Raw genomic sequence first — 25,375 nt, 5'->3', positions numbered from 1 at the left:
TTACGTGGATGTGATGTATTTGATACAGGCCTAGAGCGTCTAACAACGCCTTCAGGGCAAGGCGCATCGTCGAAGACAGTACGTTAGTACGGCGAGACGATGCAACGCAGCCATGAAGGTGTTGTTAGGCGATCTCACACACTCTGGCCCGCGACGTAGCCCGACGCCCATGCCCACTGGAAGTTGTAGCCGCCCAGCCAGCCGGTGACGTCCACCGTTTCGCCGATGAAGTACAGGCCGGGCACATCCTTGGCCATCATGGTCTGCTGCGACAAGGCACGGGTGTCGACGCCGCCCAGGGTCACCTCGGCCTTGCGGTAGCCCTCGGAACCGGTCGGGACGATGGCCCAGCGGTTGATGGCGTCGCCGAGCTTGCGCAGTTTGGCGTCGGCCATGTCGGCCAGGCGCGCATCCGGTGCGAAGCCGTTGGCCAACAACAAACCCTCGGCCAGGCGTGCCGGCAGCCATTGGGCCAGCACGTTGCCCAGCTGCTTTTTCACGGTCGTCTTCGAACCGATCAGCTCTTCGGCGACATCCATTTCCGGCAGCAGGTTCACGACGATCGGCGTACCCGGCTCCCAGTAGCTGGAAATCTGCAGGATGGCCGGGCCCGACAGGCCGCGGTGGGTGAACAACAGGTCTTCGCGGAACAGGCCGCGCTTGGCATTCTTGCCCTTGCCGGAGCCAGTCGAGACCTCGACTTCGAGCGCGATGCCGGCCAGCGGCGCGAACGCGTCCCAGCTCGGGCCGTCGAAGGTCAGCGGCACCAGGCCCGGACGCGGCTCCACCAGCGGCAGGCCGAACTGGGTGGCGATGCGGTAACCGAGGTCGGTGGCGCCGATCTTCGGGATCGACAGGCCGCCGGTGGCGATCACCACGCTCTCGGCGCCGATATCGCCATGGTCGGTGGCAACCACGTAGCCGCCCTCCTCTTTGGTGACGCCATGCACCTTGCAGGGCATGCGCCAGTTGACGCCGGCGGCGCTGCATTCGGCCTTCAGCATGGCGATGATCTGCTCGCTTGAGTCGTTACAGAACAGCTGGCCGCGGTGCTTCTCGTGGTAGCCGATGCGGTGCTTTTTCACGAGCGCCAGGAAATCCTGAGCCGTGTAGCGCGACAGCGCGCTTTTACAAAAATGCGGATTCTCGGACAGGAAGTTGCTTGGTGCGGCGTTGAGGTTGGTGAAGTTGCAGCGTCCGCCGCCCGAGATGCGGATCTTCTCGGCCAGCTTCTCGGCGTGGTCGATGAGGACGACGCGCTTGCCGCGTGCGCCGGCGATTGCCGCGCACATCATTCCGGCCGCGCCCGCGCCGATAATCGCTACATCGAATTGTTTTGCCATGAGCTGCTGCCGCCAGATTCAAACCCGCCATTGTAAACGTTCGCGCCGAGGCTGCGGCCGCCCACGGCCAAATTGGCCGCAGGCAAACCACAGGCTTCATCCGCCGTCGAGGGGGCGCACCTCGACATCGCGGCCGTTGAGCACGGTACCCTCGGGCCCGATCGTGATCGTGTGCGTGCGGGCCTCCCGCAAGCCGAGGCGGCCGAGCTGCTCAGGTGCGACGCGCAGTACGTATTCCCCAGGAAAGATGCCGGTCATAACGTAATAGCCGTCGGCCGCGCTGCTCATCGTGGCCACCACCTTGTGCGCGGCATCGACCAGTTCGAGCCGCAGGTCGCCGACCGGACGGCGCACGCCCTTGCCGAGCAGCCAGGTCGTGCCGTCCACCTCGCCCGTCACGCTGACCGCAAAATCGACCTGGCTGACCTTGCCCGGCCGCGGCACGATGCGCACGCCCTTCACCTGCGCTTGCCACTGCGGGTCCTCCAGCGTGTCCGGGTCGAGCCCGATGTCGACATATCGGCTGGCAGGCAGGCGCGGCAGCCAGGCCACGCCGTCCGCATCCGTGTGCACGCCGTAGTTGGCGCCGTTGATGGTGAAGCCGACGCCGGCAATGCCCTCCTCGCCTGCGTCCTGCGCGCCGTTCAGGTTCTTGTCGAGGAAGACACCGATCGATCCCGCGCCCATGTTCGCCATCGGCTGCGCCTCGCGCAACAGGCGCCCCCTGCGCGGCTCCAGCCCCATGGCCAGGAACAGGCGCACGCCGACGCCATACTCGCGGCGGTTCGAGTAAAAGCCGCTCACGCCCAGGCCGAAGCTGCCCAGGCTCTTGTTGAGCGACGCCGCCGCGCGCAGCTCGCGCTGCGGGAACAGGCGCGTCAGGCCCAAGTTCAGCAGGTAACCGTTACGCAGGTAGCGATCGGCCGAGACCGCCGCACTTTGGAGCCGGGCCGCGGGCGCCAGCGTGTATTGCAGCTGGCTGGTGATGCCGACGCCTGCCACCCTGCGGCTGACCTGCAGCGCACCGTCGGCCTGTTCGGTACCGCCCAGCGACTGCCAGCGCAGCGTATTGCTGAGCGCAGTGCCGTTGCGGTAGACCGACAGGCGCCCCTGGACTTCGCGGCTCTCCAGGCCTGAAACGAACACGTCGCGCCTGAGCTGCAGCGACAGCGGCAAGAAGCTGGCGGTCCCGAGCGCCAGCACGCCTTCGGCGCGCAGCTCGTCGCGGCTGCGCACCGGATCGCGGCTGGGCGTGAAGAATTCGCTGCTGAAGCCGTCGAGACGGGCGCGGCTGGCCGAGAGCGCCACGTTGCCGAGCCGGGTCTTCAACCCGAGTTGGGCCAGGCGGCCGCCGTCGTCGGCTTTCACCGCGTCGGCGGTCAGGATGACCCGGTTCCAGTAGCTGCGCAGGCCGAGGTTGGCATAGCTGCGGGTGGCATCGAACAAGGGCAGGCGCTGCCAGCCGGCGGTAGCGTTCAGGTGCTTGCCTACGCCCCATTCGAACTGGGCCAGGGCGCGCTCGCGCGCGTACTGGTCGCGATGCGCAGCCAGGTCGTAGAACAGCGCGCCGCGCGGCAGCGCCGACTGTTCCAGCAGGAAGGACTGGCGCTCGATGCGCAGCTGCCCGAGCGGCCCGTGGAACACCAGACGGAACTCGTTCGGGCCATACGCCAGCGGCTGGTCCTCGAAGCTGTACTTGCCGCCTGGCCCCGATTGCTGGACGCCGACCAGCGCCTCGTTGTAGTACAGCTCGACATCCCAGCCCGGCGGCAGGTCGCCTTGCAGCGTGTGGCGGTCGAAACTGGTCGGCTGGTCGAGCGGACGGTTGCTGAGTGCGATGCCGTTGCCGGTCGCGCTGCTGACCGAGATGTTGGCCACGCCCGGTACCGGCACACTGCCGACCAGCACGCTGCGCGCCCCCAGCGGTCCCAGCAGGCCGCCGTCCGGATCGTGGCGCCCGAGCGTCAGGCGTGGCGCGGACGGGGACGCATGCAGGCTGCGGCTGGCGTACAAGGCCGCTTCCATGCCCAGCAAATCGGTGGTGAGATAGGCGGTCCAGAATGCCGCCGTGCTGCGCCCTCCTCCGCGCCGATCGAGCCCGAAGCCCAGCGTCTGGTCGACGAAGGGAACGTCGGCCAGGCGGTAAGGGGTGGCCAGCCGGGGATAACCGGGGTCGACATAGCCGCCGGGCCTGCCAGGCAGCTTGCCGCGCTCGCGCCGTTGCAGGCGTGCCTGCAAGGGCAATTGCTCGCGCGGGCGCACCTTCAGCGCCAGGCTCGGCATGTCGAGATCAAGGTCGACCGGCAGCCAGCGCGCCAGCAGGCGGCTGGCCACGTAGATGTCGTCCTCCTCCAGCTTGACCGTTGACGGGTCGAGTTCCTCGCGCCGGCCACCGATGTGGACCGCACGCCCCGCGACGTCGAGACTGAAATTGCGCTCCTCCGAGAGGATGTAGCCGCTGGCGCGTCCTGCACCGGGCGTCGCGCGGATGGCCAGCGTCAGCAGCCGCGCCATCTCGCCCAGCGGCAGGTAGACGTCATGCCCGAGTTCGTAGGCGGTGACCGCGTCGGACAGCACCTGGCTACCGAGGCGCACTTCGAGCAGGACCTCGCTGCCCGGGCTTTCCTCCTTCGCCTGGACCGGCGCCGCCGCTACGACGGGCTGGCATGCCGGTAGCGCGGCGGCCACGGCCAGCGCCACGAGTACCCAGCCCGCGCGACGTGCGCCCGCGCGTTGCGACTGCGTCCGGCCCACCGGATCGCCGCCTAGGAAGCGGGCACCGCGAACAGTGCCGATCGGCCGAACGCCCGGCCGGACGGGTTCATGGCAGGTCCAGGCTGGCCTGCGCCAGCAGCTTGCCGCCGGCCTCGGGCCGGTCGCGGTAGCTGACGTCAAGCGTGCCGCCGGCCAGCGCCAGGCCAATCGGCACCTGGAGCGGGAGCGTCGTCCTGCGGATGCGGTTCGGCGTGTACACGGCAATGCCATTCACCTGCGCCAGGCTCTGCGGCTTGCCGTTCTTTGGCGTGAACGTGACGCTGACGTCGCCATATACCGAGTTGCCGCCTTCGCGTTCGAACTGCAGCGTGAGCTGCACACGCCTGGCGTCGTCCTTGCCCAAGGCTAGCCCTGCGAGCTTCACGCTCGCGCCGGCGGCGCCGTGGCGCACGATGACGGGAACCGAGGCGCCGACCAGCGCATTCATCACCACGCCGATCTGCGTGTTGTTACCCGCATCCTGGTTCTCGATGCTGGCCTCGCCCTCGATGTCGGGCAGCTTGTCGAACTGCAGGTGCGACCGGTACTCGCCCTCGGCCAGGTCCGCCGGCTTGCGCAGCATCACGCGAACGGTCTGGGCGGTGCCCGGCTGCAAGGTCACCTGACGCGGCGCATAATGCAGCATCGCGTCGGCGAATCGTTCGCCGTCCTGCGCACGCTCGGCCGTCTCGAACTGGCCGGCTTCGGTCATGCGGCGGTTCACCAGCGAAATGCGATAGCTGGCCGGCTTGTTGCCGTTATTGATCAGCTCGATCTGGGCGGCGCGCGTGTTCTTGTCGAACACAATGCGGGTCGGGTGCAGCATCAGCTCGGCGCGGGCGGGCAGGAACGGCGCCAGCAGCAGGTAGGCAAGCACAAGACGTGCAGCGCATCGTATGGCGGGAATGCTTGTAAAAGCAGGGTAAGGCATGGCGATGTCCTTTCGCTGTGCGGCGCTGGCACAGGATCACTGGTGGTTAACGATCACGGAAAAGGTTCCGGAATAATGTCCGGGTGGCTGATTGGGCGCCACGACCAGCGTCGCGCCCACTGCCAGCGTGGCGCCACCGCTCCCGACCGACAGCAGTGCATCGGACGTGACGAAATCGTCGACCGCCATGCTGTTGGTACCGCTGCTGAGACGGGTGGCGCCGTTGGCCGGCAAGGAGACGATGGCCGATGTCGAGGTGGCGGTAGCGGCGGCGCTCAAGCGGCCGCGGCCGGCGTCGAGCGTGGTTTGGCTGGCGCTGAACGTGGCCTGGCTTGCGTGCGGGGAATTGAGCAGGATGACGCCGCCGGTACGCGAACGCAAGCCCGAGGGACTCAGCATGATCGTGCCGCCGCTGGCGGCGACGAAGCGTCCGAAGTCGAGGCTGCGGGTATTGCTCAGTGCGACCTGCTGCGCGAACGCAGCGTAGGGAAAGAGTACGAGCGCGAACGCGAGCAGCGCCTGGACGGCGGTGCTCGCGAGCAGGATGAAGCGCTTGCTGCGTACCGGCATGACCAGGAGCGGGTTGCCCCGCTACCCGATTCCCTAGTTGTACGCGACCGTCGCTTTGACCGAGCCGACGTAATTACCGGGCACCTGGCCTGCCGCGACGGTCAACACGCCGCCCACGAAGAAACTCTGGGTTCCGGCGCCGCCAGTGCCTGCAAGCAAACCGCTGGTAATGTCGCTTTCCGCGGTGAACGCCATCGTTTCCGTTCCGCCACTCCTGAGGAGCGAGGTCGGTGTGAGGGTGATCGAATACGTCATGCCGCCCTCACCGGTCACGTTGAACTTGGCTGCGGCAGCCGTGGTACCCGCCAGCACCACATCGCCGCTCTTGCCGCGGGCACCGCCCGTGGAAATGGTCACCGTACCGCCGGCTGCGCCGGGAGCGAAGCTGCCGAAGACCAGGTCGGCGGTTTTCGTGATCTGGATCGGCGCGATGACGGTGCCGGTTGCTTGGGCGGTGTCCTCTGCTGCGATGGCGCTGCCGGGACCGGCAATTGCAAAGACCAATATGGCGCAGCTAATAACGCTCGAAGCGGAGCGGAAATACTTGTTCATTCTGGGCATCCTTCACATTGAGAGGACCGGCCTGGAGCCGGATCAATAACGAGACCGAACGCGTAAATGTCGTTTGGCTGGCAACCGACTTGCTTTGCAGTATCGTTTTTCCATAGTGAAAGATAATTCCCTGCTTGATTTTGCCCTAGATCATCTAACGTGTAGTTCCTATTGGGAATATCGGAAGTGCATAGGGTGGCTGGCTCAGGTACGCAATGCCCGTGCGGTGTGCATGCAGGCCGCCACCTGCGCGCTGATCGACGGCGGCACCGGCACCTCGCCGCGCAGCGCGCGGGTAATCCAGGCAGCGGTGGCCGCCGCATCGCGCGCCTCCGGCACCTCGGCCAGGATGTCGGCCGGCGCATCGCGCTCCACCAGCAGGCTGCGCTCCCCGCCGTGGAACCAGTCGATCTGCTGGGCGCGGTGTGGGTTGGCGACCGTCTCGCCTTCGGTGCCGCGCATCAGGAAGGCGTCGCCGCGCGCATGCGGTGCGGCCGTCAGGAAGTATTCGCCCAGCGTCTGCAGGTATTCGGGATGGGTGTAGGAGACCAGGCGCAGCGCAGCGCCCTCGAAAGGCTGCAGGATCTTGACGATCGTGTGCGTGGAGTTGCGCACGCCGAGGATGCGGCGCAGCGACAGCATGTGTGCGAGGCTCGGCGCCAGTGTCTCGATCGGCATGAAGGCCGGGCGCCCGGCGGCGAAGGCGTCGTGGACGGCGGCGCTGGTGGATGCTTCGGCCAGGCCCAGCTCCGCCATGATCTCGGCCGTGGTGACGCGTCCCGGATCATTGCGCACGCCGTGCACCAGGGTCGGCACGCCTTCGCGCGCGAGCAGCAGCGCCAGTAAAGGAGTCAGGTTGGCCAGCTTGCGCGCGCCGTTATAGCTCGGGATCAGCACGGGCGCATACTCGCCCGGCGGCGCAGGCAGCGGAGCGAACGCCGCTTCGGCCGCGTCCATGAAGCCGGCCAGCTCGTCGACCGACTCGCCCTTGATGCGCATGGCAAGCAGGATGGCGCCCAGTTCGAGATCGGAGACGCGGCCTTCCAGCATGGCGCCGTAGAGGGCAGCGGCATCGACGCGCGACATGCTGCGCGCGCCTTTCACGCCGCGGCCGATCTCCTTGATGAAATGGGCGGCGGGGAATGGGGTGGGCTGTAATGTGGTGTCCATCACGCTAGCTTACACCCTCGCACGCATGACCCGCTTTTGCGCTGTTTGCTGCAAACAAGCATTTTTGGCGCTACACTCGTTGATCCGACCTTGTCCCACGGACCGCATCATGCTGATCACACCAGATATCGAAAACACCAACGTTACCTCCTTCGGGCGCATGCCGACCCCGACCGAGCTGCACGCCAAACTGCCGCTGTCCGAGCGTGCCTTCACCACCGTCATGAACGGCCGCGCCGCGCTGCGCGACATCCTCGACCGCAAGGACGAGCGCCTGTTCGTGGTGGTCGGCCCCTGCTCGATCCACGATCCGGAAGCGGGCCTGGACTATGCGCGCCGCCTGAAAGCCTTGCAGGAAGAAGTCAAGGAAACGATGCTGCTGGTGATGCGCGTGTATTTCGAAAAGCCGCGCACGACCACCGGCTGGAAGGGCTACATCAACGACCCATTCATGGACGACTCCTTCCAGGTCGACGTCGGCATGGAGCGCGCGCGGCAGTTCCTGATCGACGTGTGCGAACTCGGCCTGCCGACCGCCACCGAAGCGCTGGACCCGATTTCGCCGCAGTACCTGGGCGACTTGATTGCCTGGACCGCGATCGGCGCGCGCACCACCGAATCGCAGACCCACCGCGAGATGTCTTCGGGCCTGTCGACGCCGGTCGGCTTTAAAAACGGCACCGACGGCGACGTCAGCATCGCGATCAACGCCGTGCTGTCCTCGGCCAATCCGCACGCCTTCCTGGGTATCAACGACAAGGGTGCGGTCTCGATCGTGCGCACCCGCGGCAACGCTTACGGCCACGTCGTGCTGCGCGGCGGCGGCGACCGTCCGAACTACGATTCGGTCTCGGTCACGATCGCCGAACAGGCGTTGAAAAAGGCCGGGCTGCCGGCCAACCTGGTGGTCGACTGCTCGCACGCGAACAGCTACAAGAAGCCGGAGCTGCAGCCGCTGGTGATGTCGGACGTGATCCAGCAGATCAAGCATGGCAACACCTCGCTGGTGGGCGTGATGATCGAATCGAACATCGTGGCCGGCAACCAGCCGATTCCTTCGGACCTGAGCCAGTTGAAGTATGGCTGCTCGGTGACCGACGGCTGCATCGGCTGGGACGATACGGTGACCATGCTGCGGAATGCGCACAAGGAGCTGATGCAGCGTCCGTGATCCCGGATTGATCCGTTCTCGGCCGGGCAATGCCCGGCCGTCTGCTTTACAATGCCAGCTTCCGCTTTTCCCTTCCTTCTGTTCCCATGATTGTTCTCGGCGTCGAATCCTCCTGCGATGAAACCGGCCTGGCTCTGTACGATACCGAGCGCGGGCTGCTGTCCCATGCCCTGCATTCGCAGGTCGCCATGCACGAGGAGTACGGCGGTGTGGTGCCGGAACTGGCGTCGCGCGACCACATCCGGCGCGCCCTGCCCCTGCTCGAACAGACCCTGGACAAGGCCGGCATTGCCAAATCGGACATCGACGCCATCGCCTACACCCAGGGCCCGGGCCTGGCCGGCGCCCTGCTGGTCGGTTCCTCGGTCGCCTGCAGCCTGGCGCTGGCGCTGGATAAACCGGTACTCGGCGTGCACCACCTCGAGGGTCACCTTCTTTCTCCCCTGCTGGCCAGCGAGCGTCCGGACTTTCCCTTCATCGCCCTGCTGGTCTCGGGCGGCCACACCCAGCTGATGCGCGTCGACGGCGTCGGCCGCTACACGCTGCTGGGCGAGACCCTGGACGACGCCGCAGGCGAAGCCTTCGACAAGTCGGCCAAGCTGCTGGGCCTCGGCTATCCCGGCGGCCCCGCGATTTCGCGCCTGGCCGAATTCGGCGATCCGAATGCCTACACGCTGCCGCGCCCGATGCTGCACTCGAAGGATTTCAACTTCAGCTTCTCGGGTTTGAAGACGGCCGTGCTGACGGTCGTGAAGAACCACGAAGAGAAAGTCGTGGCCAACATCTGCGAGCAGGACAAGGCGAACATCGCGCGCGGCTTCGTCGACGCGATCGTCGACGTGCTGACCGCGAAATGCGTGAACGCGCTGCGCCACACGGGCCTGAAGCGCCTGGTGATCGCCGGCGGCGTCGGCGCGAATGCGCAGCTGCGCGCCTCGCTGAATGCGGCGGCCGCCAAGCGCAAGTTCCGCGTGTTCTATCCGGAGCTCGAATTCTGCACCGATAACGGCGCGATGATCGCTTTCGCGGGCGCGCTGCGCCTGGAGCGCAATCCCGGACTGGCGACGCGCGATTACGCTTTCAATGTGCGGCCGCGCTGGCCTCTGGACGAACTCGAAGCCGCTTGATCAGCGGCGTTCAAGAGTGAACTTGCAACGCTGACAACGATCCTACCGTGTGACCGCCCTGCGCCGAACGATGGCAAACTCTGGCGGTTCAGTTTTGGGAGGTCTTACATGCGCGTTGTAAGCTGGAACATACACTGGGGTTGCGGGAAAGACGGGCGCATCCGTATTCACGCGATCATCGATGTGCTGCGCAAGCTCAATCCCGACATCATCTGCCTCCAGGAAGTCGCCGCCAACCACCCCGAACTCGAAGGCAGCGCCACCGCCAACCAGTTCAAGCAGCTGGCCGGCGCCTTCGGCGGCTTCCATGCGATCGAGCATGCGCCCAGCGAAATCTACCGCAACAACGTCCCCCGCCTGTTCGGCAACCTGATCCTCTCGAAATACCGCATCACGCAAGTCCAGCGCCACCTGCTGCCCTGGCCCGCCGACCCGGAACGCAAACCCGGCATGCCGCGTGGCGCGATCGACGTCGTGCTCGATACGCCCGGTTCCAAACTGCGCCTGGTCACCACCCACCTCGAATACCACTCGCCGCTTCAGCGCATGGCGCAGGTACGGCGCCTGCGCGAACTGCATGCGGAGGCGGTCGCCCGCGCGCGCAGCTTCGCCGTGCATCCGGAGATGGACGCGCCGTATCAGCTGGGCGAGCGCCCGGCATCCGCCGTCTACTGCGGCGACTTCAACATGGCGCCGGGCGATGCCGACTACCAGGCGCTGCTCGCGCCTTTCGATGACGGCTCGCCGGCGCTGGTCGATGCCTGGGCCGCGCGCCATCCGGACGCGGCGCGCGCGCCGACCACCGGCCTGCATGGCTATCCATGGCCGGACAAACCGGATTGCTACGATTATTTCTTCGTGACGGAAGACCTGGTGCGGCGCGTGGCCGCGGTCGAGGTGCAGTCGGAGACGGCGGCGTCGGATCACCAGCCGGTGGTGCTGGAACTGATTCCGGGCGCGTGATCGGCACGCGCCCGACGTACGAAAATTACGAACCGACCGGCGCGTCCGCCTGCGCCGCGATCTCGCGCAGCGCGCGCTCGAACACCTCGGGAGGCTGGCCGCCCGAGATCAGGTGACGCTGGTTGATGACGATCGCCGGCACCGAGCGGATGCCGGCGCGCTGGAAGAACAGCTCCGTCTCGCGCACTTCGTCGGCATATTCGCCGCTCTCCAGGATGCGCGCCGCTTCGGTCGTGTCGAGGCCGACCTGGCCGGCCACGCGCACCAGCAGCTCGCGCGAGCTCGGGTCTTCGCAATGGGTAAAGTATGCTTCGAACAGCGCCAGCTTCAGCGCATGCTGGCGGCCCTGCTCCTCGGCCCAGTGCAGCAGGCGGTGGGCATCGAAGGTGTTGTAGATGCGGCCGCGGCGCGCCATGTCGAAGGTGAAGCCGACCGCTTCGCCGCGCTGGCGAATCTGTTCGCGCGACTGGATCTGCTGCTCGAGCGGCGCACCGTATTTTTCGGTGATGTGCTCGACGATGTCCTGGCCTTCGGGGCCCATGTCGGGATTGAGTTCGAAAGGCTGGAAATGCAGCTCGGCGGTGACGTCGGGCGCGACCCGCTCCAGTGCCTGCTCCAGTGACTTGAGGCCGATCGCGCACCAGGGGCACGATACGTCCGACACGAAATCAATCCTCAATTGCTTGCTCACGCTACACCGCCTTCCTGTCTGGATGCCGGCGCACTGTGCGCCGGCGTGAACAGGTATGTGGGGATGCTTGCGAGGGAATCAACAGAGATTGTTGCGTCGATGTTTATTTCTTCTTTGCGCCGGCGGCCTTGCTGCCGATGCGCGATTCCTTGCCGGCGATGAGGTTGCCGATGTTGGTGCTGTGGCGCCACAGCAGCAGTGCGCTCATGGCGACGACGGCGAACAGGATCTCGTCCACGCCGAACAGCAGGCCATAGTAGAAGGGCGCGAACACGGCCGCGATCAGGGCGGCCAGCGAGGAGTAGCGGAAGGCGTACGCCACGACCAGCCAGGTGACCAGGGTCGCGAGACCCAGCCAGACGTTCAGGCCGAGCAGCACGCCCAGCGCCGTGGCCACACCCTTGCCGCCGACGAAACGGAAGAAGACCGGCCACAGGTGGCCGAGAAAAACGGCGATCGCCACCAGGGCGATGCCGGCGTCGTCGATGCCGTATTGGGGACCCAGTTTCACCGCGAGGAAGACCGCCAGCCAGCCCTTGGCGCCGTCGCCGATCAGGGTCGCGATCGCGGCCTTCTTGCTGCCGCTGCGCAACACATTGGTCGCGCCCGGGTTTTTCGAGCCATAGGTGCGCGGATCGGACAGGCCGAACAGGCGGCTCATCACGACGGCGAAGGAAATGGAGCCGATCAGGTAGGCGGCGACGGTGGCGATCAGGGTGTTCATTTAATGTGTGTCTTTCTCATGACCCTCTGGCGGGCTCGTGAATATACACCAGCCCCGAGCTCAGCGGTAGTCAGTCCGCCAGGGCGCACTGGACCGGCTTGGCGCCCAGAACGTCGACCAGCACACCGGGGGCGATGCCGACCAGGTAGCCGCGCCGCCCGCCGTTGATGTAGATCTTGTCCAGCCCCAGGATCGATTCCTCGACGTAGACCGGCATCGCCTTGCGCGTGCCGAAGGGAGACGTGCCGCCGACCAGGTAGCCCGAATGGCGCTGGGCCACCTCGGGCTTGCAGGGTTCGACCGACTTGCAACCGATCGCGCGCGCCAGGTTTTTCGTGGAGACCTTGCAGTCGCCATGCATGAGCACGATCAGCGGGCGGGCCGCCTCGTCCTGCATCACCAGGGTCTTGACCACCTCGTGCTCGGGCACGCCCAGGGCGCGCGAGGAGACCGCGGTGCCGCCATGTTCCTCGTAGGCGTAGGGATGCTCGCTGAAATCGACCGCATGCTTGCGCAGGAAGCCGGTGGCGGGTGTCTCTGACACGTGCTCTTTCTTGGCCATGCGTGATACGCTAAACACTGGAATAAAGGGTTTCTATTATGCAGCAAGAAATACGCTTTGCCACCTTCAACGTATGCAACCTGGCGCCCCCGGGTGTGAAGCTGTACGACAACCTGCTGCCCACGACGCCCGCCGAATACGAAGCCAAGCTGAACTGGACGGCGCACCAGCTCGACCTGCTCGATGCCGACGTGATCGGTTTCCAGGAAATCTTCTCGCAAGCAACGCTGAAGGAAGTATTGGCCCGGACAAAGCGCTACCGCGACGCCTTCCACCTCGGCTTCGATCCGGACCCGGCCGCGATCCGCCTGACGCCGAGCGTGGCCCTGGTGTCGCGCCTGCCGCTGGCGGCGCCGGCGCGGCAAATGGTCGAGTTCCCGCACGGCATCGAAATGCCGGTGGGCAGCCGCGACGCCGCCCGCTTCACCCGCGCACCGCTGCATGCGGTCATCACCGTCACGCCCGACCTGCTGGTCGACGTGGTGGTGGTGCACCTGAAGTCGCGCCGTCCCGACTACCGCACCGGCGACACCGGGGAAGATCCGGCCCTGTATGCCCTCGCCTGCCTGCGCTCGCTGATCCGGCGCGGCACCGAGGCGGCCGCGCTGCGTGTATTGATGACCGAAATGGGCCGCGCCAACCGCCGCCCGCGCGTGCTGCTGGGCGACTTCAACGACGTGGCCGACTCCGTCACCACTAGCATCGTGCTCGGGGCCGGCACGCCGCTGGGCGATCGCCTGTACGACGCCAGCCAGGTGCAGCGCCGCGTCGACCATGCGCGCCACCTCGGCTTTTCCAGCGTGCACGAGGGCCACTACTCGACCATCGACCACATCCTGGTCTCGGAAGAATTCAATGGCGCGCTGCCGAACGCGGTCGGCGAAGTGGTCGACGTGCTGTACCTGAACGATCACCTCGACCTGGAACTGGCGGAAGCTTCGGACCACGGCCAGGTGTTGGCGCGGATCCGTCTCTACGACGAGGGCCACGGGCTTATGGAGGCGGGGCTGTAGGGCGGGCATGCCCGCGCGTAAACGTTGCGTTATGTTGGCTTCGTTTGGGGAAAGACCCCGCCAACACGATGCCAGCTTCACGCGCGGGCATGCCCGCCCTACGCCGCACCGGTTGCCGTCCCCGCATAAAACCCCTGGTATTCGTCGCAGCCATGCTGCTGCAGGTAGTGCAGCTGCTCGGCCGTCTCCACCCCTTCCGCGACCACCCGTAGTTTGAGGCTGCGCGCCAGCGCGATGATGGCCGGGATCATGGCCGCCGCCTCCGGCTCGTTCGCAATGTCGCCGATAAAGCTGCGGTCGATCTTGAGTTTCGAGAGCGGAAAGCGGCGCAGGCTGGACAGGCTGGAAAAGCCGGTGCCAAAATCGTCGATGGTCAGCTTCACGCCGCGTGCGCGCAGGGCCTCGAGCGTGGCCGCGTTGCCGTTCATGATGGTTTTTTCGGTGATCTCGAGCTCGAGGAATTCGGGCGCCAGGCCGGATGCGCCCAAGGCTTCGTCGACGTAGCCGGGCAGGTCGCCGTGGCTGAACTGGGCGTTCGACAGGTTCACGGCCACCATTACCGGAAACCCGGCATCGCGCCAGCGCCGTCCCTGCTGGCAGGCTTCGCGCAGCACCCATAGGCCGATCGGCACGATCAGACCGGATTCCTCGGCGGCGTCGATGAAGGCATCCGGCTTCAGGAGTCCCCGCTCGGGGTCACGCCAGCGCAGCAGCGCCTCGAAGCCGACCGTACGGCCGCTGCCGATATCGATTTCGGGCTGGTATTCGAGCTCGAACTCTTTGTTGTCGAGCGCCCGGCGCAGGCGTTCTTCTATCGCGACACGCTCGAGCACGCGCGAATTCATTTCCTGGCTGAAGAAATGGAAGGCGTTGCGCCCGCTTTCCTTGGCGTGGTACATCGCCACGTCGGCATGGCGCAGCAAGGTCTTTTCGTCTTCGCCGTCGCCCGGGCAGACCGCGATACCGATCGACACCGACAGGCTGATCGCTCCGCCCGGCGTATCGATCGGACGAGACACCGATTGCAGGATGGTCGCCGCGACGTGCCCCGCCTGGTCGACGCCGCCGAGATCGGCCAGCAGGACCACGAATTCGTCGCCGCCCAGCCGGCTGACCGTATCGACCCGGCGCACGCAGCGCCGCAGCCGGTGCGCCACCTCCTGCAGAACGGCGTCGCCGACCTCGTGGCCGCGGCTGTCGTTGATCGCCTTGAAATGGTCGAGATCGATGAACATCAGGGCGAACTGGCGCTGGCGGCGTGTGATGGCCGCCATGGCCTGCTCCAGCCGGTCCATGAACAGTATACGGTTCGGCAATCCCGTCAGCGGATCGTGCTCGGCCAGGTGGCGCGCTTCCTCGACGGCGCGCCGGCGCTCGCTGATGTCGGTCAGCATCACCATATAGCGGGTCACGGCGCCGCCGGCATCGATGATCGGCGACAGGGCCGCGCGCACCGGGATCGTGTTGCCCTCGCGGTGCACGCTCCACAATTCTCCCTCCCAGTGCTGGTGGCCGTCGAGCCGGTCGCGCAGGCGGTCGTAGAAGGCGCGGTCCTGCACGCCCAGGCGCAGGCTCGGCAGTTCGACGCCGAGCACCTCCTCGGCCGGGTAGCCGGTCAGTTCGGTATAGGCGCGGTTCGCCGCCAGCACCCGGTGTTCGCGGTCGACCAGCAGGATGGCGTCGCGCGCGTGGTCGAATACCTGGCCGGCCTGGCGCAGGGACTCCTCGAGTTTCTTGCGCGCAGTGACGTCGATCTCCATGCAGAATACCTGCGCTGTCGCGCCATCGCCCGGCACCGGAAAATGGCTCGACTGCAGCCACAGGCGGCGTCCGTCGCGCAGCTCGACATGCCACTCGCGCGCCTTGACCGCTTCGCCGGTACGCCAGACCGTATCGATGGTGGCGTCGAATTCTCGCTGCTGGCCCGGATGCTTGACGAGTGCGACCAAAGGCTGGCCGATGGCCTCGGCAGCGGGGATGCCGGTGAGCTCGGCACAGGCATGGTTCCAGAAGCGCACGACGCCATTGCGGTCCTGGCTGTGCACCGCCACGGAAGGGCTGAGCTCTATCGCCGCGACCAAGCGGTACAGCCAGTCGAGCACTTCGCGTGCCGGCCCGCCGGGCAAGGCGGACAGCGGCGGTGCGGGCAATTCGCTGCTCACGAAATAGTCCTTTTCTCGAATGAAATGGTGGAACCGTGCTCTCCCAAGCGACCCATTCTTGCCCCCGGCGGCAGCGCCCCGTTTGCGCGCACGCAAAATCATCTCGCCTGCATACGGAGGGCCGGCAGCGCATCCCTTCTGTCCTCCTTTTCTGCACTTCAGCGTCCAAAAACCCCTGCTTGTCGCATTCCGATGGCGTCCTGAGTTGTCAATTTCTATAGTCTTCACCATGCGCACGGAGCTCCGCCTCAGACCAGGTGGAGCACGCGCGCCCCCTATTCCTTCATGCTCTCAACAATTCGAACAACGGCCGCCATGAAAATCGAGACCTTGCCGCTATCCTCCACTCCTTCCGCATCCATTCCCACTGCCAGCCGGCGCCGCTGGCGCAAGCCGGCCATCGCGCTGGCCGTGATTGCACTTGCAGGCGGCGGCTGGTACGCGCTGCAGGGCAAGAGTGCGCCGCCGCCTGCCGCGGCCGCGGCCAAGAAGGCCGACAAGCCGACTGTCTTCGAGCTGGCGCAGAACGACGTCGTCACGGTCGAGTCGCGCGAACTGGCGCTGCGCTTGCCGCTGTCGGGTTCGCTTGCGCCGCTGGCCCAGGCGACGGTGAAATCGAAGGTGTCGGGCGTGGTGCTCGAGACGGGCGTACGCGAGGGCATGAAGGTCGCGGCCGGCCAGGTCATCGCGCGCCTGGACGACGCCGACGCGCGCGCCCGGGTCGCCCAGCAGGCCGCGCTGCTGAAGGAAGCCAGCGCGCGCCTGGCGATGGCGACCAAGAACGAAGCCAACAGCCAGGCCCTGCTCAAGCAGAACTACATCTCGCAGAATTCCTTCGATACCACCCGCAACAGCGTCGAGCTGGCGCAGGCGGCGGTGGATGCGGCGCGCGCCCAGCTCGATCTCGCGCGCATCGCGCTGAACGACACGCTCATCCGCGCGCCGCTCAGCGGCGTGGTCAGCAAGCGCTACGTGCAGGCCGGCGAAAAACTGTCGCCGGACAGCCCGGTGATGGCCATCGTCGACCTGCAGCACCTGACGCTCGACGCCCAGGTGCCGGCTTCCGACATCCCGCGCGTGCAGGTGGGCCAGGACGTGCGCTTCAAGGTCGACGGTTTCAACGGCCGCGATTTCCAGGGCAAGGTGGCGCGCATCAATCCGGCTACCGAAGCCGGCTCGCGTTCGATGCTGGTGTATATCAGCGTGGCCAACGACGACAGCAGCCTGCGCGCCGGCATGTTCGCGAAGGGCTCCATTACTACAGACAAGTCGGACGCGCGTCCGATCGTGCCGCTCGCGGCCCTGCGCAAGGATGGCACGCGCGACGTCGTCTACCGCGTCGACAGCGGCAAGGTGGTGGCGCAGCCGGTCCGGCTGGGCATGAAGAGCGAAGACGAGGGCCTGGCCGAAGTCACGGAGGGCGTGCAGGCCGGCGCCGTGCTGCTGGCGGTGCCGCTCGACGGCGTCAAGCCGGGCAGCGCCGTGAAGCTGAACAAGCCGGCTGCGCCTGCGCAATCACAGGTTACCCTGGCGAAGAAGGACTGACATCATGTGGATCACCAAAGTCAGTATTCGCCACCCGGTCTTCGCCACCATGGTCATGGTCGGCCTGATGGTGCTCGGCCTGTTCTCCTACCGTTCGCTGGGCGTGGAAAGCATGCCGAACGTCGAGCTGCCGTTTGCCTGGGTCGAGACGCAGTATCCGGGCGCCTCGCCGGAACAGGTCGAGAACGACATCACGCGGCCGATGGAAGAAGTCATCAACACCGTCAGCGGCATCAAGAACATCCGCAGCAATTCCTGGGAAGGCCGCAGCGGCGTCTCGATCGAGTTCCACATCTCCACCAACATGGACAAGGCGATGCAGGACCTGCGCGACAAGGTGGCGCGCGTGCGTCCGGGCTTCCCGAAGGAGGCCAAGGAGCCCTTCATCATCCGCGCCGACGGCGAGAACGCGCAGCCGGTGGTGCGCCTGTCCGTCACCTCGAACGAACGCGACATGCGCGCCCTCTCGACCCTGGCGGAACAGGTGATCGTGAAACGCCTGCAGAGCGTGGCGGGCGTCGGTGAAGTGCGCACCGGCGGCATGGCGACGCGCCAGATCCTGGTGCACGTGAAGCCCGAGCAGCTGCGCAGCCAGAACATCGGCATCGACGAGGTGCTGCGCGCGATCCAGGCCACCAACACCAATCTCCCGGCCGGCAACCTGCAGTACGGCGCGGCCGAGCGCCTGGTGCGGGTCGAAGGCAAGATGCGCGAGGCGCGCGAGTTCAACAACATCATCGTGGCGCGCCGCGCCAGCGGGCCGGTCTACCTGTCGCAGGTGGCCGACGTGGTCGACGGCGAGCGCGAAGAGACTTCGATCTCGCGCGTCAACGGCGTGCGCGCCATCTCGCTCGACATCACCAAGGTGCAGGATGCGAACACCGTGCAGGTCGGCACCGGCATCATCAAGATGGTGGAAGAAATGCGCAAGACCATGCCGTCCGACGTGAAGTTCCGCGTGATGGACGACCAGTCCACGACCGTCCAGCACCAGCTCGACAACGTCAAGCGCACCATCGTCGAAGGCGCCATCCTGACCATGGTGATCGTGTTCCTGTTCCTGCATTCCTGGCGCAGCACGGTCATCACCGGCCTCACCCTGCCGATCTCGGTGCTGGCTTCCTTCATCGCGATGCGCTACTTCGGCTTCACCCTGAACTTCCTGACCCTGATGGCGCTGTCGCTGTGCATTGGCCTCCTGATCGACGATGCCATTGTCGTGCGCGAAAACATCGTGCGCCACCTCGGCATGGGCAAGAGCCACCTGCGCGCGGCCGAAGAAGGCACCAACGAGATCGGCCTGGCCGTGATGGCGACCACCTTCGCGATCGTCGCCGTGTTCGTGCCGATCGCCTTCATGGACGGCATCATCGGCCGCTTCTTCCTGCAGTTCGGCGTCACCGTCGCGGTGGCCGTGCTGGTGTCGCTGTTCGTCTCCTTTACGCTCGACCCGATGCTCTCGTCGGTCTGGCCGGATCCGGTCAAGGACCGCTTCAAGTACGTGCCCTGGCTGGGCCGCGTCATGGCGAAGATCGAAGTCGGCATCGAGCACGTGCACGTGCTGTATGGCCGCGTGCTGGCGCTGGCCCTGCGCTGGAGGAAATCGACGCTGGCGCTGGCGCTGGGCATCTTTGTCGGCAGCCTGTTCCTGATCCCGATGATCGGCGGCGAGTTCGCGCCGAAGACCGACAACGGCTTCATCGAGATGCGCTTTAAAACCCCGGTAGGATCGAGCCTGGCCTATACCGACGGCAAGGTGAAACAAGTCGAAGACGCGCTGCGCGCCTATCCGGAAATCGAGGCGATCAGCAGCGCCATCGGCGTCTACGAAGGCCACAACAGCGCCCAGGTGGTCCTGAAGCTGACCGACGTGAAGAAGACCCACCGCCGTTCGCAGGAGACGATGGAATCGGTGATCCGCGAACGCCTGTCCTCGATCGCCGGCATCACGATGTCGGTCGGTAACAAGCCGATCTTCATCGCGATTCTCGGCCGCGACGAAGCGAAGCTGGACGCCGCCGCGCACAAACTGATGGACAAGATGCGTACGATCAAAGGCGTGGCCGACCTCGAGTACAGCCAGGAAGGCGCCAATCCCGCCACCATCATCAAGATCAACAACGAGCTGGCCAGCGACCTGGGCTTGTCGGTGGCGCAGGTCGGCGCGGCGCTGCGTCCCTTCGTGGGCGGCGACCAGATCAGCCACTGGCTGGCCCCGGACGGCCAGAACTATGAAGTCAACGTGCAGCTGCCGCGCAGCGGCCGCCAGAAGGTGGCGGACCTGGCCGACCTGTCGCTGGCGTCCTCGCGCCTGGATGCTAGCGGCAATCCGATCATGGTGCCGCTACGCCAGGTGGTCGACTTCGTGCCCTCGTTCAGCCCGCAGGTGCTCAAGCGCCAGGCGCTGGAACGCCGCGTGGCGATCTACGCCGGCATCGATGGCCGTCCGTCGGGCGACGTGAATGCCGACATCAAGAAGGCGATGGATTCCATCGAACTGCCGGAAGGCGTGCGCTTCGACGTCGGCGGCGACGCCCAGCAGATGGCGGAAACCATGGCCAACTTCGGCTCGGCGATCGTGATCGCGATCATCTTCATCTACCTGGTGCTGGCCTCGCAGTTCGGCAGCTTCCTGCAGCCGATCGCGATCATGATGTCGCTGCCGATGTCGCTCATCGGCGTGCTGCTGGCCCTGCTGGCGACGGGTTCTACGCTGAACGTGTTCTCGGTGATCGGCGTCGTGATGCTGATGGGCCTGGTGACCAAGAATGCGATCCTGCTGGTCGATTTTGCGAACCACGGCCAGCGCGAAGGCAAGGCCCAGTTCGCGGCCATCCTCGAAGCGGGGCAAGTGCGCCTGCGTCCGATCCTGATGACGACGCTTGCGATGATCTTCGGCATGCTGCCGATGGCGATCGGCGCCGGCGACGGCGGCGAAACCCAGGCCCCGATGGGCCGCGCGGTGATCGGCGGGGTGATTACCTCGACCTTGCTGACCCTGGTCGTGGTGCCGGTGGCGTACACCTACCTCGACAATATCGGCAAGCGCGCACGTAAGTGGTTCGCCAAGGGGCACGAAGAGATTGTGGATGTCGTGCCGGTGATTGCGAAGGAATCTGCGTAAGCGACATCACTGCGCCGCTTGTCGAAGGGCGTAGGGCGGGCATGCCCGCGCGTGAATGCGCCGCAGTGTTAGCTTCTTTCGAAGCAAAACACGTGCGGCGCATTATCGTATTTAAAACCTATTGTTACGGCGTCTGCGTCTCCTGCGCATCCGCATTCTGCTCGGCCTCGGCATCGATCCCCTCCGATCCCGCCGCCATCATCTCATCCCCCGCCCCAGCCGGATGATTCTTCGCTTCTGCTTTGCGCTTGGCTTTTTCCTCTGCCTTGCGCTTCTTTTCCAGTTCCCGTTGCCGCTTCTCGTATTGGAAGTTGGTTTTGGCCATGATCACCTCTTGTGCGCTGAAAGGATGTGGTAGTACCGGACTATTATGCGCCAGATACGCTCGCGGGTTTTGAATTAACCCCGTGGGTGGTGCTGTGCGTGCAAGTGTTTCAGACGCTCGCGCGCAACATGGGTGTAGATTTGTGTGGTGGAAATGTCCGAGTGCCCCAGCAGGAGTTGTACGACACGTAAATCGGCACCATGGTTGAGCAAATGGGTGGCAAACGCGTGACGCAAGGTGTGCGGCGACAGCGGCGCGCGGATACCGGCCTTGAGCGCATGTTTTTTAATGACGACCCAGAACATCTGGCGCGTCATCGGTCCGCCGCGGCTGGTGACGAACAGGGCGTCGTCGACCTGTCCGTTCAGGATGATGCCGCGCGCATCTTTCAAGTAACGTTCGAGCCAGCTGCGGGCCTCGCCGCCGAAAGGGACCAGGCGCGTCTTCGCTCCTTTACCCGTGATGCGCAGCACGCCGTCGTTCAAGCTCAGTTCGACCACTTTCAGGGCCACCAGTTCCGACACCCGCAAGCCGCTCGCGTACATCAGTTCGAGCATCGTGCGCTCGCGCAGGCCGAGCGGCGTGGAAACGTCGGGCGCCGCCAACAAAGCCTCGACCTGGGCTTCCGAGAGCGTGTGGACGAAACGCACAGGCTGGCGCGCCGTGGCCATTTTCAGGCACGGATCTTCGCTGACCTGGTTCTTGCGCAGCGCCAGCGCATAAAAACGTTTCAGGACCGACAGGCGGCGGTTCGCCGTACTCGGCTTGGTGTCGGGATGGCGTTCGGCGAAATAGCTGGCCAGATCCTGTGGACCGGCGCCGAGCAGGCCGCGTCCCGGCCGCTTCGCGTCCAGCCAGTCGAGGAACATGCGCATGTCGCGCCGGTAGGCGTCGAGCGAGTTCTTCGCCAGGCCCTGCTCGAGCCAGAGCGTGTCGCAGAACTCGTCGATCAGTCCCAGATCGCCTGCTGCTGCCATGGCGATGCGGTGGCGCCTTCGTGGCGCAGCAGCCAGCGCTTGACGGACAGGTGGAAACCGTTCTCGTCGTCGCTGCTGGCAAAGCCGCCGAGGCCGCCGGCGGCGGTCACCCGGTGGCAGGGAATCACGAGCGGGAACCAGTTGGCGCCGCAGGCCTGGCCGACCGCACGCGGGGCCGAGCCGATGTCCTTGGCAATCCTGCCGTAGGTTTTGACGGTGCCGCGCGGGATGGCGCTGATCGCCTCCCACACGCGTTTCTGGAAGGCGCTGCCGGCCTCGAACAGGGGCAGCTCAAAACGGAAATCCGGATCGAGCAGGTAGCGCTCGATCTGCTGCGCGGCCTGTTCGGCCACGGCATCCTGCGCATCCTTCTCGTGGAAGCGCGGCTGGAGATAGACGAGCTCGCGCACCCGCTGGTCTTCGGTACGGATGCCGATCGCGCCGAACGGGGCCGCCACGATGGCGGAAAACAGCTCGCTGCCTTGTTGTGCGCCTTGTTGTGTACTCATATTCACAGTTTACTCCTCGCGCGGCGCGTCCACCACCTCTTTTTCGTCTGAGAAATTGTTCCTGCGTGGCGGCTGGCTCATCCGAAAAAGATTATGCTGACAACATCTTCGGAGACATTCCATGCCGCGCGTACACCGCTTACTGGCCCTGCTCTTCCTCCTCGGCTGCCTCAGCCAGGCGGGGGCCGTGGCACAGGCGCCGCTGCGGGTAGGCATTTATCCGAATCCGCCGAAGGTGTTCATGAACGAGGACGGTGGTGCCTCCGGCATCCTGGTCGACCTGCTGCGCGAAGTGGCCAGCGCCGAACACTGGGCGCTCGAATTCGTCGCCTGCGAATGGCAGGCCTGCCTGGCCGCGCTGGAGGCCGGCCGCATCGACCTGCTGCCCGACATGGCCTGGTCCGAGGAGCGCGCCCGGCGCTACGCCTTCCACCAGGTGCCGGTGCTGCACAGCTGGTCGCAGATCTATGCACGCCCCAACAACACGATCCGCTCCCTGCTCGACCTGAAAGGACGCCGCATCGCCGTGCTGGGCGGCTCGGTCCAGGCGCAGGTGCTGCCGAGCGTGCTGTCCGGCTATGGGGCGGTGCTGGTGCCGGTCGTTTCGATCGAACGTGCCTTTGCGATGGTGAAGGAAGGCGAGGCCGATGCCGTGGCCGCCAACCATTATTACGGCGAAGTCCAGGCCAATGCGCAGCAGCTGGTCGCGACGCCGGTCGTGTTCAATCCGGCGCGCCTGTTCTACGCCGCGATACCGGGACGCCAGCCGGCCGTGCTGGACGCGATCGACCGCCACCTGGGCGCCTGGCGCGCCGACCCGAACTCGGTGTACTTCACGCTGCTGCGCCGCTGGCAGGCGGGCGGGCCGACCGCCGCGGTACCGCAGACCGTGCTGTGGGTGCTGGCGGCCACCGTCGGCCTGCTGCTGTCGGCACTGGCCGTGGCCAGCTGGCTGCGCACCGAAGTCGCGGCGCGCACGCGCGAACTGCGCGACAGCGAGCGCAGGCTGTCCACCATCCTCGACAGCGTCGATAGCCTCATCTACATCAAGGATGCGCAGTCGCGCTTCCAGTACGTGAACGGCGCCGTCTGCCGCATGTTCAACCGGCCGGCGGCGGCGATTATCGGCCAGACCGACGAGGTCCTGTTCGGCCCCGAACAGGCGAAGATGACGCGCGCAGGCGACCTGGCCGTGTTGCGCGATCACCAGCGCTTCGTGACGGAAGAACGCCTGAACGACAAGCTGTATCTGACCACCAAAATCCCGCTCGTCGACGGCGAGCAAGTCAACGCGCTGTGCGGCATCACCACCGACATCACGCCGCGCAAGCAGGCCGAGGAATCGCTGCGCATCGCCGCCACCGTGTTCCAGTCGGGCGAAGGCATGTGCGTGCTGAGCCCGGAGGCCGTGATGATCGAGGCGAACCAGGCCTGGGCCGCACTCTACGGCCGCGATGCCGCCGAACTGCCGGGCACCGCCTTCCCGCATTTCTCGCTCGAACCCGATGGCGACGATGCCCGCGAGCGCATGTGGCAGAGCGTGCGCCAGAAGACCCAGCCCTGGCAGGGCGAAGTCTGGATGCGGCGCGATAACGGCGAGCGCTATCCGGCCTGGCTGACGGTCAGCGCCGTGCGCGATGCCGACGGCGTACTCACCAATTTCGTGTGCACCCAGTCCGACATCAGCGAGCGCAAGCAGGCCGACGAAAAGATCGTCCAGCTGGCCTATTACGATTCGCTCACCAAACTGCCGAACCGGCGCCTGCTGCACGACCGCGTCCAGCACTGTCTGGGCCTGCACGGGCGCACCGGCCGCACCGGCGCCCTGCTCTTCCTCGATATGGACAATTTCAAGGACCTGAACGACAGCCGCGGCCATGCGGTCGGGGACCAACTGCTGCAGCAGGTGGCGGCGCGCCTGCTAGCCTGTACCCGCGACACCGACACCGTGGCGCGCCTGGGCGGCGACGAATTCGTGATCCTGCTCGAATCGAGCGGCGTCGACGAGCACGATGCGCGCCAGCATGCCGAGACGGTCGGCGAAAAAATCCTCTGCGCGCTGCGCAATCCCTTCGACATCGGCGGCGTCGAGCACCACGCCAGCTGCAGCATCGGCGTCACGCTCTGCCTCGGCGAGAAGGACGGACTCGACGACCTGATGCGGCGCGGCGACCTGGCGATGTACGAAGCCAAGCGCCATGGCCGCAACACGCTGCGCTTCTTCCATCCATCGATGGAAACCGAAGTCACCTCGCGCATCGAGATCGAGACCGAACTGCGCGCCGCCCTGCAGCACGCGCAATTCGTGCTGCACTACCAGGGCCAGGTCGATGGCGACGGTATCCTGACCGGGGCCGAGGCCCTGGTGCGCTGGCAGCATCCAACGCGCGGCCTGGTAGGCCCGGGCGGCTTCATCGCCATTGCCGAAACCTCCGGCCTGATCGTGCCGCTCGGCCGCTGGGTGCTGCGCACCGCCTGCGCCCAGCTGGCGCTATGGGCCGCCACGCCGGCCACGGCGCACTTCACGCTGGCGGTGAACGTCAGCGTGCGCCAGTTCCTGCAGGCCGATTTCGTCGAGGAGACCCTTGCCATCGTGCGCGAGAGCGGCATCGACCCGACCCGCCTGAAACTGGAACTGACCGAAACCCTGATGATCGAAGGCGTCGAGGAAACCATCGGCAAGATGCGCGCCCTGCGCGAACACGGCATCTGCTTCTCGCTCGACGACTTCGGCACCGGTTATTCGTCGTTGAGCTACCTGAAACGCCTGCCGCTGGACCAACTGAAAATCGACCAGAGCTTCGTGCGCGACGTGCTGGACGACCCGAACGACGCCTCGATCGCGCGCAGTGTGGTCGCGCTGGGCAAGTCGCTGGGCCTGAGCATCATCGCCGAAGGGGTCGAGACGGAGGCGCAGCGGACCTTCCTGGCGGGGATTGGGTGCGACCACTGGCAGGGTTACCTGTTCAGCCGGCCGGTGGATGCAAGGACGCTGGAAGAATTAGCCGCGTAGGGTGGGCATGCCCACGCGTACGTGCCGGTGCACACCCCAACGGTCGAAAACACTCGTTCGGCACGCATTTCGTCCAACCTCCCTATCGCGTTTGCTCATGCGATGTATCCGCGTGGGCATGCCCACCCTACGTGCACAAGCGTTCCGTG

General features: G+C 65.9%; 20 protein-coding genes. 7 read left to right on the top strand and 13 right to left on the bottom strand.

The genetic code is table 11. The features are described 5' to 3' along the window. Window positions 1–134 precede the first annotated feature (134 nt). From C2862_RS16930 to ybiB, 6 genes are all read right to left on the bottom strand, one after another. Window positions 135–1,343: an NAD(P)/FAD-dependent oxidoreductase gene (locus C2862_RS16930; RefSeq protein ID WP_136221309.1), complete on the bottom strand. Its 1,209-nt coding sequence runs from the start codon at window positions 1,341–1,343 to the stop codon at window positions 135–137. 96 nt (window positions 1,344–1,439) lie between these two features. After that, window positions 1,440–4,097 carry a hypothetical protein gene (locus C2862_RS16925; protein ID WP_136221308.1) on the bottom strand — a complete coding sequence of 886 codons (2,658 nt, stop codon included), beginning with the start codon at window positions 4,095–4,097 and terminating at the stop codon, window positions 1,440–1,442. A 67-nt stretch (window positions 4,098–4,164) separates the two neighbouring features. Then, window positions 4,165–4,974, bottom strand: a complete 810-nt coding sequence (locus tag C2862_RS16920) for a molecular chaperone (RefSeq protein WP_229467477.1) — start codon at window positions 4,972–4,974, stop codon at window positions 4,165–4,167. 90 nt (window positions 4,975–5,064) lie between these two features. Beyond that, window positions 5,065–5,598 (bottom strand): DUF4402 domain-containing protein, encoded by a 534-nt coding sequence (locus C2862_RS16915; protein WP_136221306.1) that lies wholly within the window; start codon window positions 5,596–5,598, stop codon window positions 5,065–5,067. Between the two features lie 33 nt (window positions 5,599–5,631). Next, on the bottom strand, window positions 5,632–6,150 hold the full coding sequence (locus C2862_RS16910; RefSeq protein WP_168710093.1) for a DUF4402 domain-containing protein: 519 nt from the start codon (window positions 6,148–6,150) through the stop codon (window positions 5,632–5,634). A 204-nt stretch (window positions 6,151–6,354) separates the two neighbouring features. After that, window positions 6,355–7,320, bottom strand: a complete 966-nt coding sequence (ybiB, locus tag C2862_RS16905; RefSeq protein WP_136221304.1) for a DNA-binding protein YbiB — start codon at window positions 7,318–7,320, stop codon at window positions 6,355–6,357. Window positions 7,321–7,432: 112 nt separating this feature from the next. Here ybiB and C2862_RS16900 point away from each other — a divergent pair, with 112 nt between their 5' ends. The 3 genes from C2862_RS16900 (at window position 7,433) to C2862_RS16890 (ending at window position 10,581) form a co-directional block, all read left to right on the top strand. Then, window positions 7,433–8,491: a 3-deoxy-7-phosphoheptulonate synthase gene (locus tag C2862_RS16900; RefSeq protein WP_307723554.1), complete on the top strand. Its 1,059-nt coding sequence runs from the start codon at window positions 7,433–7,435 to the stop codon at window positions 8,489–8,491. An 86-nt stretch (window positions 8,492–8,577) separates the two neighbouring features. Further along, window positions 8,578–9,618 carry a tRNA (adenosine(37)-N6)-threonylcarbamoyltransferase complex transferase subunit TsaD gene (gene tsaD, locus C2862_RS16895; RefSeq protein WP_136221302.1) on the top strand — a complete coding sequence of 347 codons (1,041 nt, stop codon included), beginning with the start codon at window positions 8,578–8,580 and terminating at the stop codon, window positions 9,616–9,618. Window positions 9,619–9,726: 108 nt separating this feature from the next. Beyond that, window positions 9,727–10,581 (top strand): endonuclease/exonuclease/phosphatase family protein, encoded by an 855-nt coding sequence (locus tag C2862_RS16890; protein WP_136221301.1) that lies wholly within the window; start codon window positions 9,727–9,729, stop codon window positions 10,579–10,581. 25 nt (window positions 10,582–10,606) lie between these two features. On the opposite strand, the gene C2862_RS16885 is transcribed toward C2862_RS16890, so the two are convergent. The 3 genes from C2862_RS16885 to C2862_RS16875 form a co-directional block, all read right to left on the bottom strand. Continuing rightward, window positions 10,607–11,272: a DsbA family oxidoreductase gene (locus tag C2862_RS16885; RefSeq protein WP_136221300.1), complete on the bottom strand. Its 666-nt coding sequence runs from the start codon at window positions 11,270–11,272 to the stop codon at window positions 10,607–10,609. Window positions 11,273–11,375: 103 nt separating this feature from the next. Further along, window positions 11,376–11,996, bottom strand: coding sequence for a glycerol-3-phosphate 1-O-acyltransferase PlsY (plsY, locus tag C2862_RS16880; protein ID WP_136221299.1), 621 nt, complete (start codon window positions 11,994–11,996; stop codon window positions 11,376–11,378). Between the two features lie 70 nt (window positions 11,997–12,066). Then, a complete protein-coding gene (locus tag C2862_RS16875; protein WP_136221298.1) occupies window positions 12,067–12,558 on the bottom strand; it encodes an aminoacyl-tRNA deacylase in 492 nt (163 codons plus the stop codon). 38 nt (window positions 12,559–12,596) lie between these two features. On the opposite strand from C2862_RS16875, the gene C2862_RS16870 reads away from it, so the two are divergent. Continuing rightward, complete coding sequence (locus C2862_RS16870; RefSeq protein WP_136221297.1) at window positions 12,597–13,571, top strand: endonuclease/exonuclease/phosphatase family protein; 975 nt, start codon at window positions 12,597–12,599, stop codon at window positions 13,569–13,571. Between the two features lie 98 nt (window positions 13,572–13,669). Here C2862_RS16870 and C2862_RS16865 read toward each other — a convergent pair whose 3' ends face one another. Next, window positions 13,670–15,733, bottom strand: coding sequence for a bifunctional diguanylate cyclase/phosphodiesterase (locus C2862_RS16865; protein WP_229467476.1), 2,064 nt, complete (start codon window positions 15,731–15,733; stop codon window positions 13,670–13,672). Window positions 15,734–16,048: 315 nt separating this feature from the next. Here C2862_RS16865 and C2862_RS16860 point away from each other — a divergent pair, with 315 nt between their 5' ends. Both C2862_RS16860 and C2862_RS16855 read left to right on the top strand, forming a co-directional pair. Next, window positions 16,049–17,278, top strand: a complete 1,230-nt coding sequence (locus C2862_RS16860; RefSeq protein WP_136221295.1) for an efflux RND transporter periplasmic adaptor subunit — start codon at window positions 16,049–16,051, stop codon at window positions 17,276–17,278. Between the two features lie 4 nt (window positions 17,279–17,282). Then, complete coding sequence (locus C2862_RS16855) at window positions 17,283–20,402, top strand: efflux RND transporter permease subunit (protein ID WP_136221294.1); 3,120 nt, start codon at window positions 17,283–17,285, stop codon at window positions 20,400–20,402. 124 nt (window positions 20,403–20,526) lie between these two features. Here the strand turns inward: C2862_RS16855 and C2862_RS16850 are convergent, their stop codons facing one another. From C2862_RS16850 to C2862_RS16840, 3 genes are all read right to left on the bottom strand, one after another. Further along, complete coding sequence (locus C2862_RS16850; protein WP_136221293.1) at window positions 20,527–20,727, bottom strand: hypothetical protein; 201 nt, start codon at window positions 20,725–20,727, stop codon at window positions 20,527–20,529. 74 nt (window positions 20,728–20,801) lie between these two features. Then, complete coding sequence (gene xerD / locus C2862_RS16845) at window positions 20,802–21,704, bottom strand: site-specific tyrosine recombinase XerD (RefSeq protein WP_136221292.1); 903 nt, start codon at window positions 21,702–21,704, stop codon at window positions 20,802–20,804. Then, on the bottom strand, window positions 21,677–22,213 hold the full coding sequence (locus C2862_RS16840) for a methylated-DNA--[protein]-cysteine S-methyltransferase (RefSeq protein ID WP_136221291.1): 537 nt from the start codon (window positions 22,211–22,213) through the stop codon (window positions 21,677–21,679). Before C2862_RS16840 ends, xerD begins: the two co-directional genes overlap by 28 nt. A gap of 121 nt (window positions 22,214–22,334) precedes the next feature. Between C2862_RS16840 and C2862_RS16835 the strand changes: the two genes are divergently transcribed. After that, window positions 22,335–25,226: an EAL domain-containing protein gene (locus C2862_RS16835; protein ID WP_136221290.1), complete on the top strand. Its 2,892-nt coding sequence runs from the start codon at window positions 22,335–22,337 to the stop codon at window positions 25,224–25,226. Window positions 25,227–25,375: the final 149 nt, after the last annotated feature.

Origin of the sequence: Massilia sp. Mn16-1_5, from assembly GCF_004798585.1 — a bacterium.
In the GTDB taxonomy this organism is placed as follows: domain Bacteria; phylum Pseudomonadota; class Gammaproteobacteria; order Burkholderiales; family Burkholderiaceae_D; genus Telluria.
Note: the sequence above shows the minus strand (reverse complement) of the source record. Positions and strands in the feature narration are given on the sequence as shown.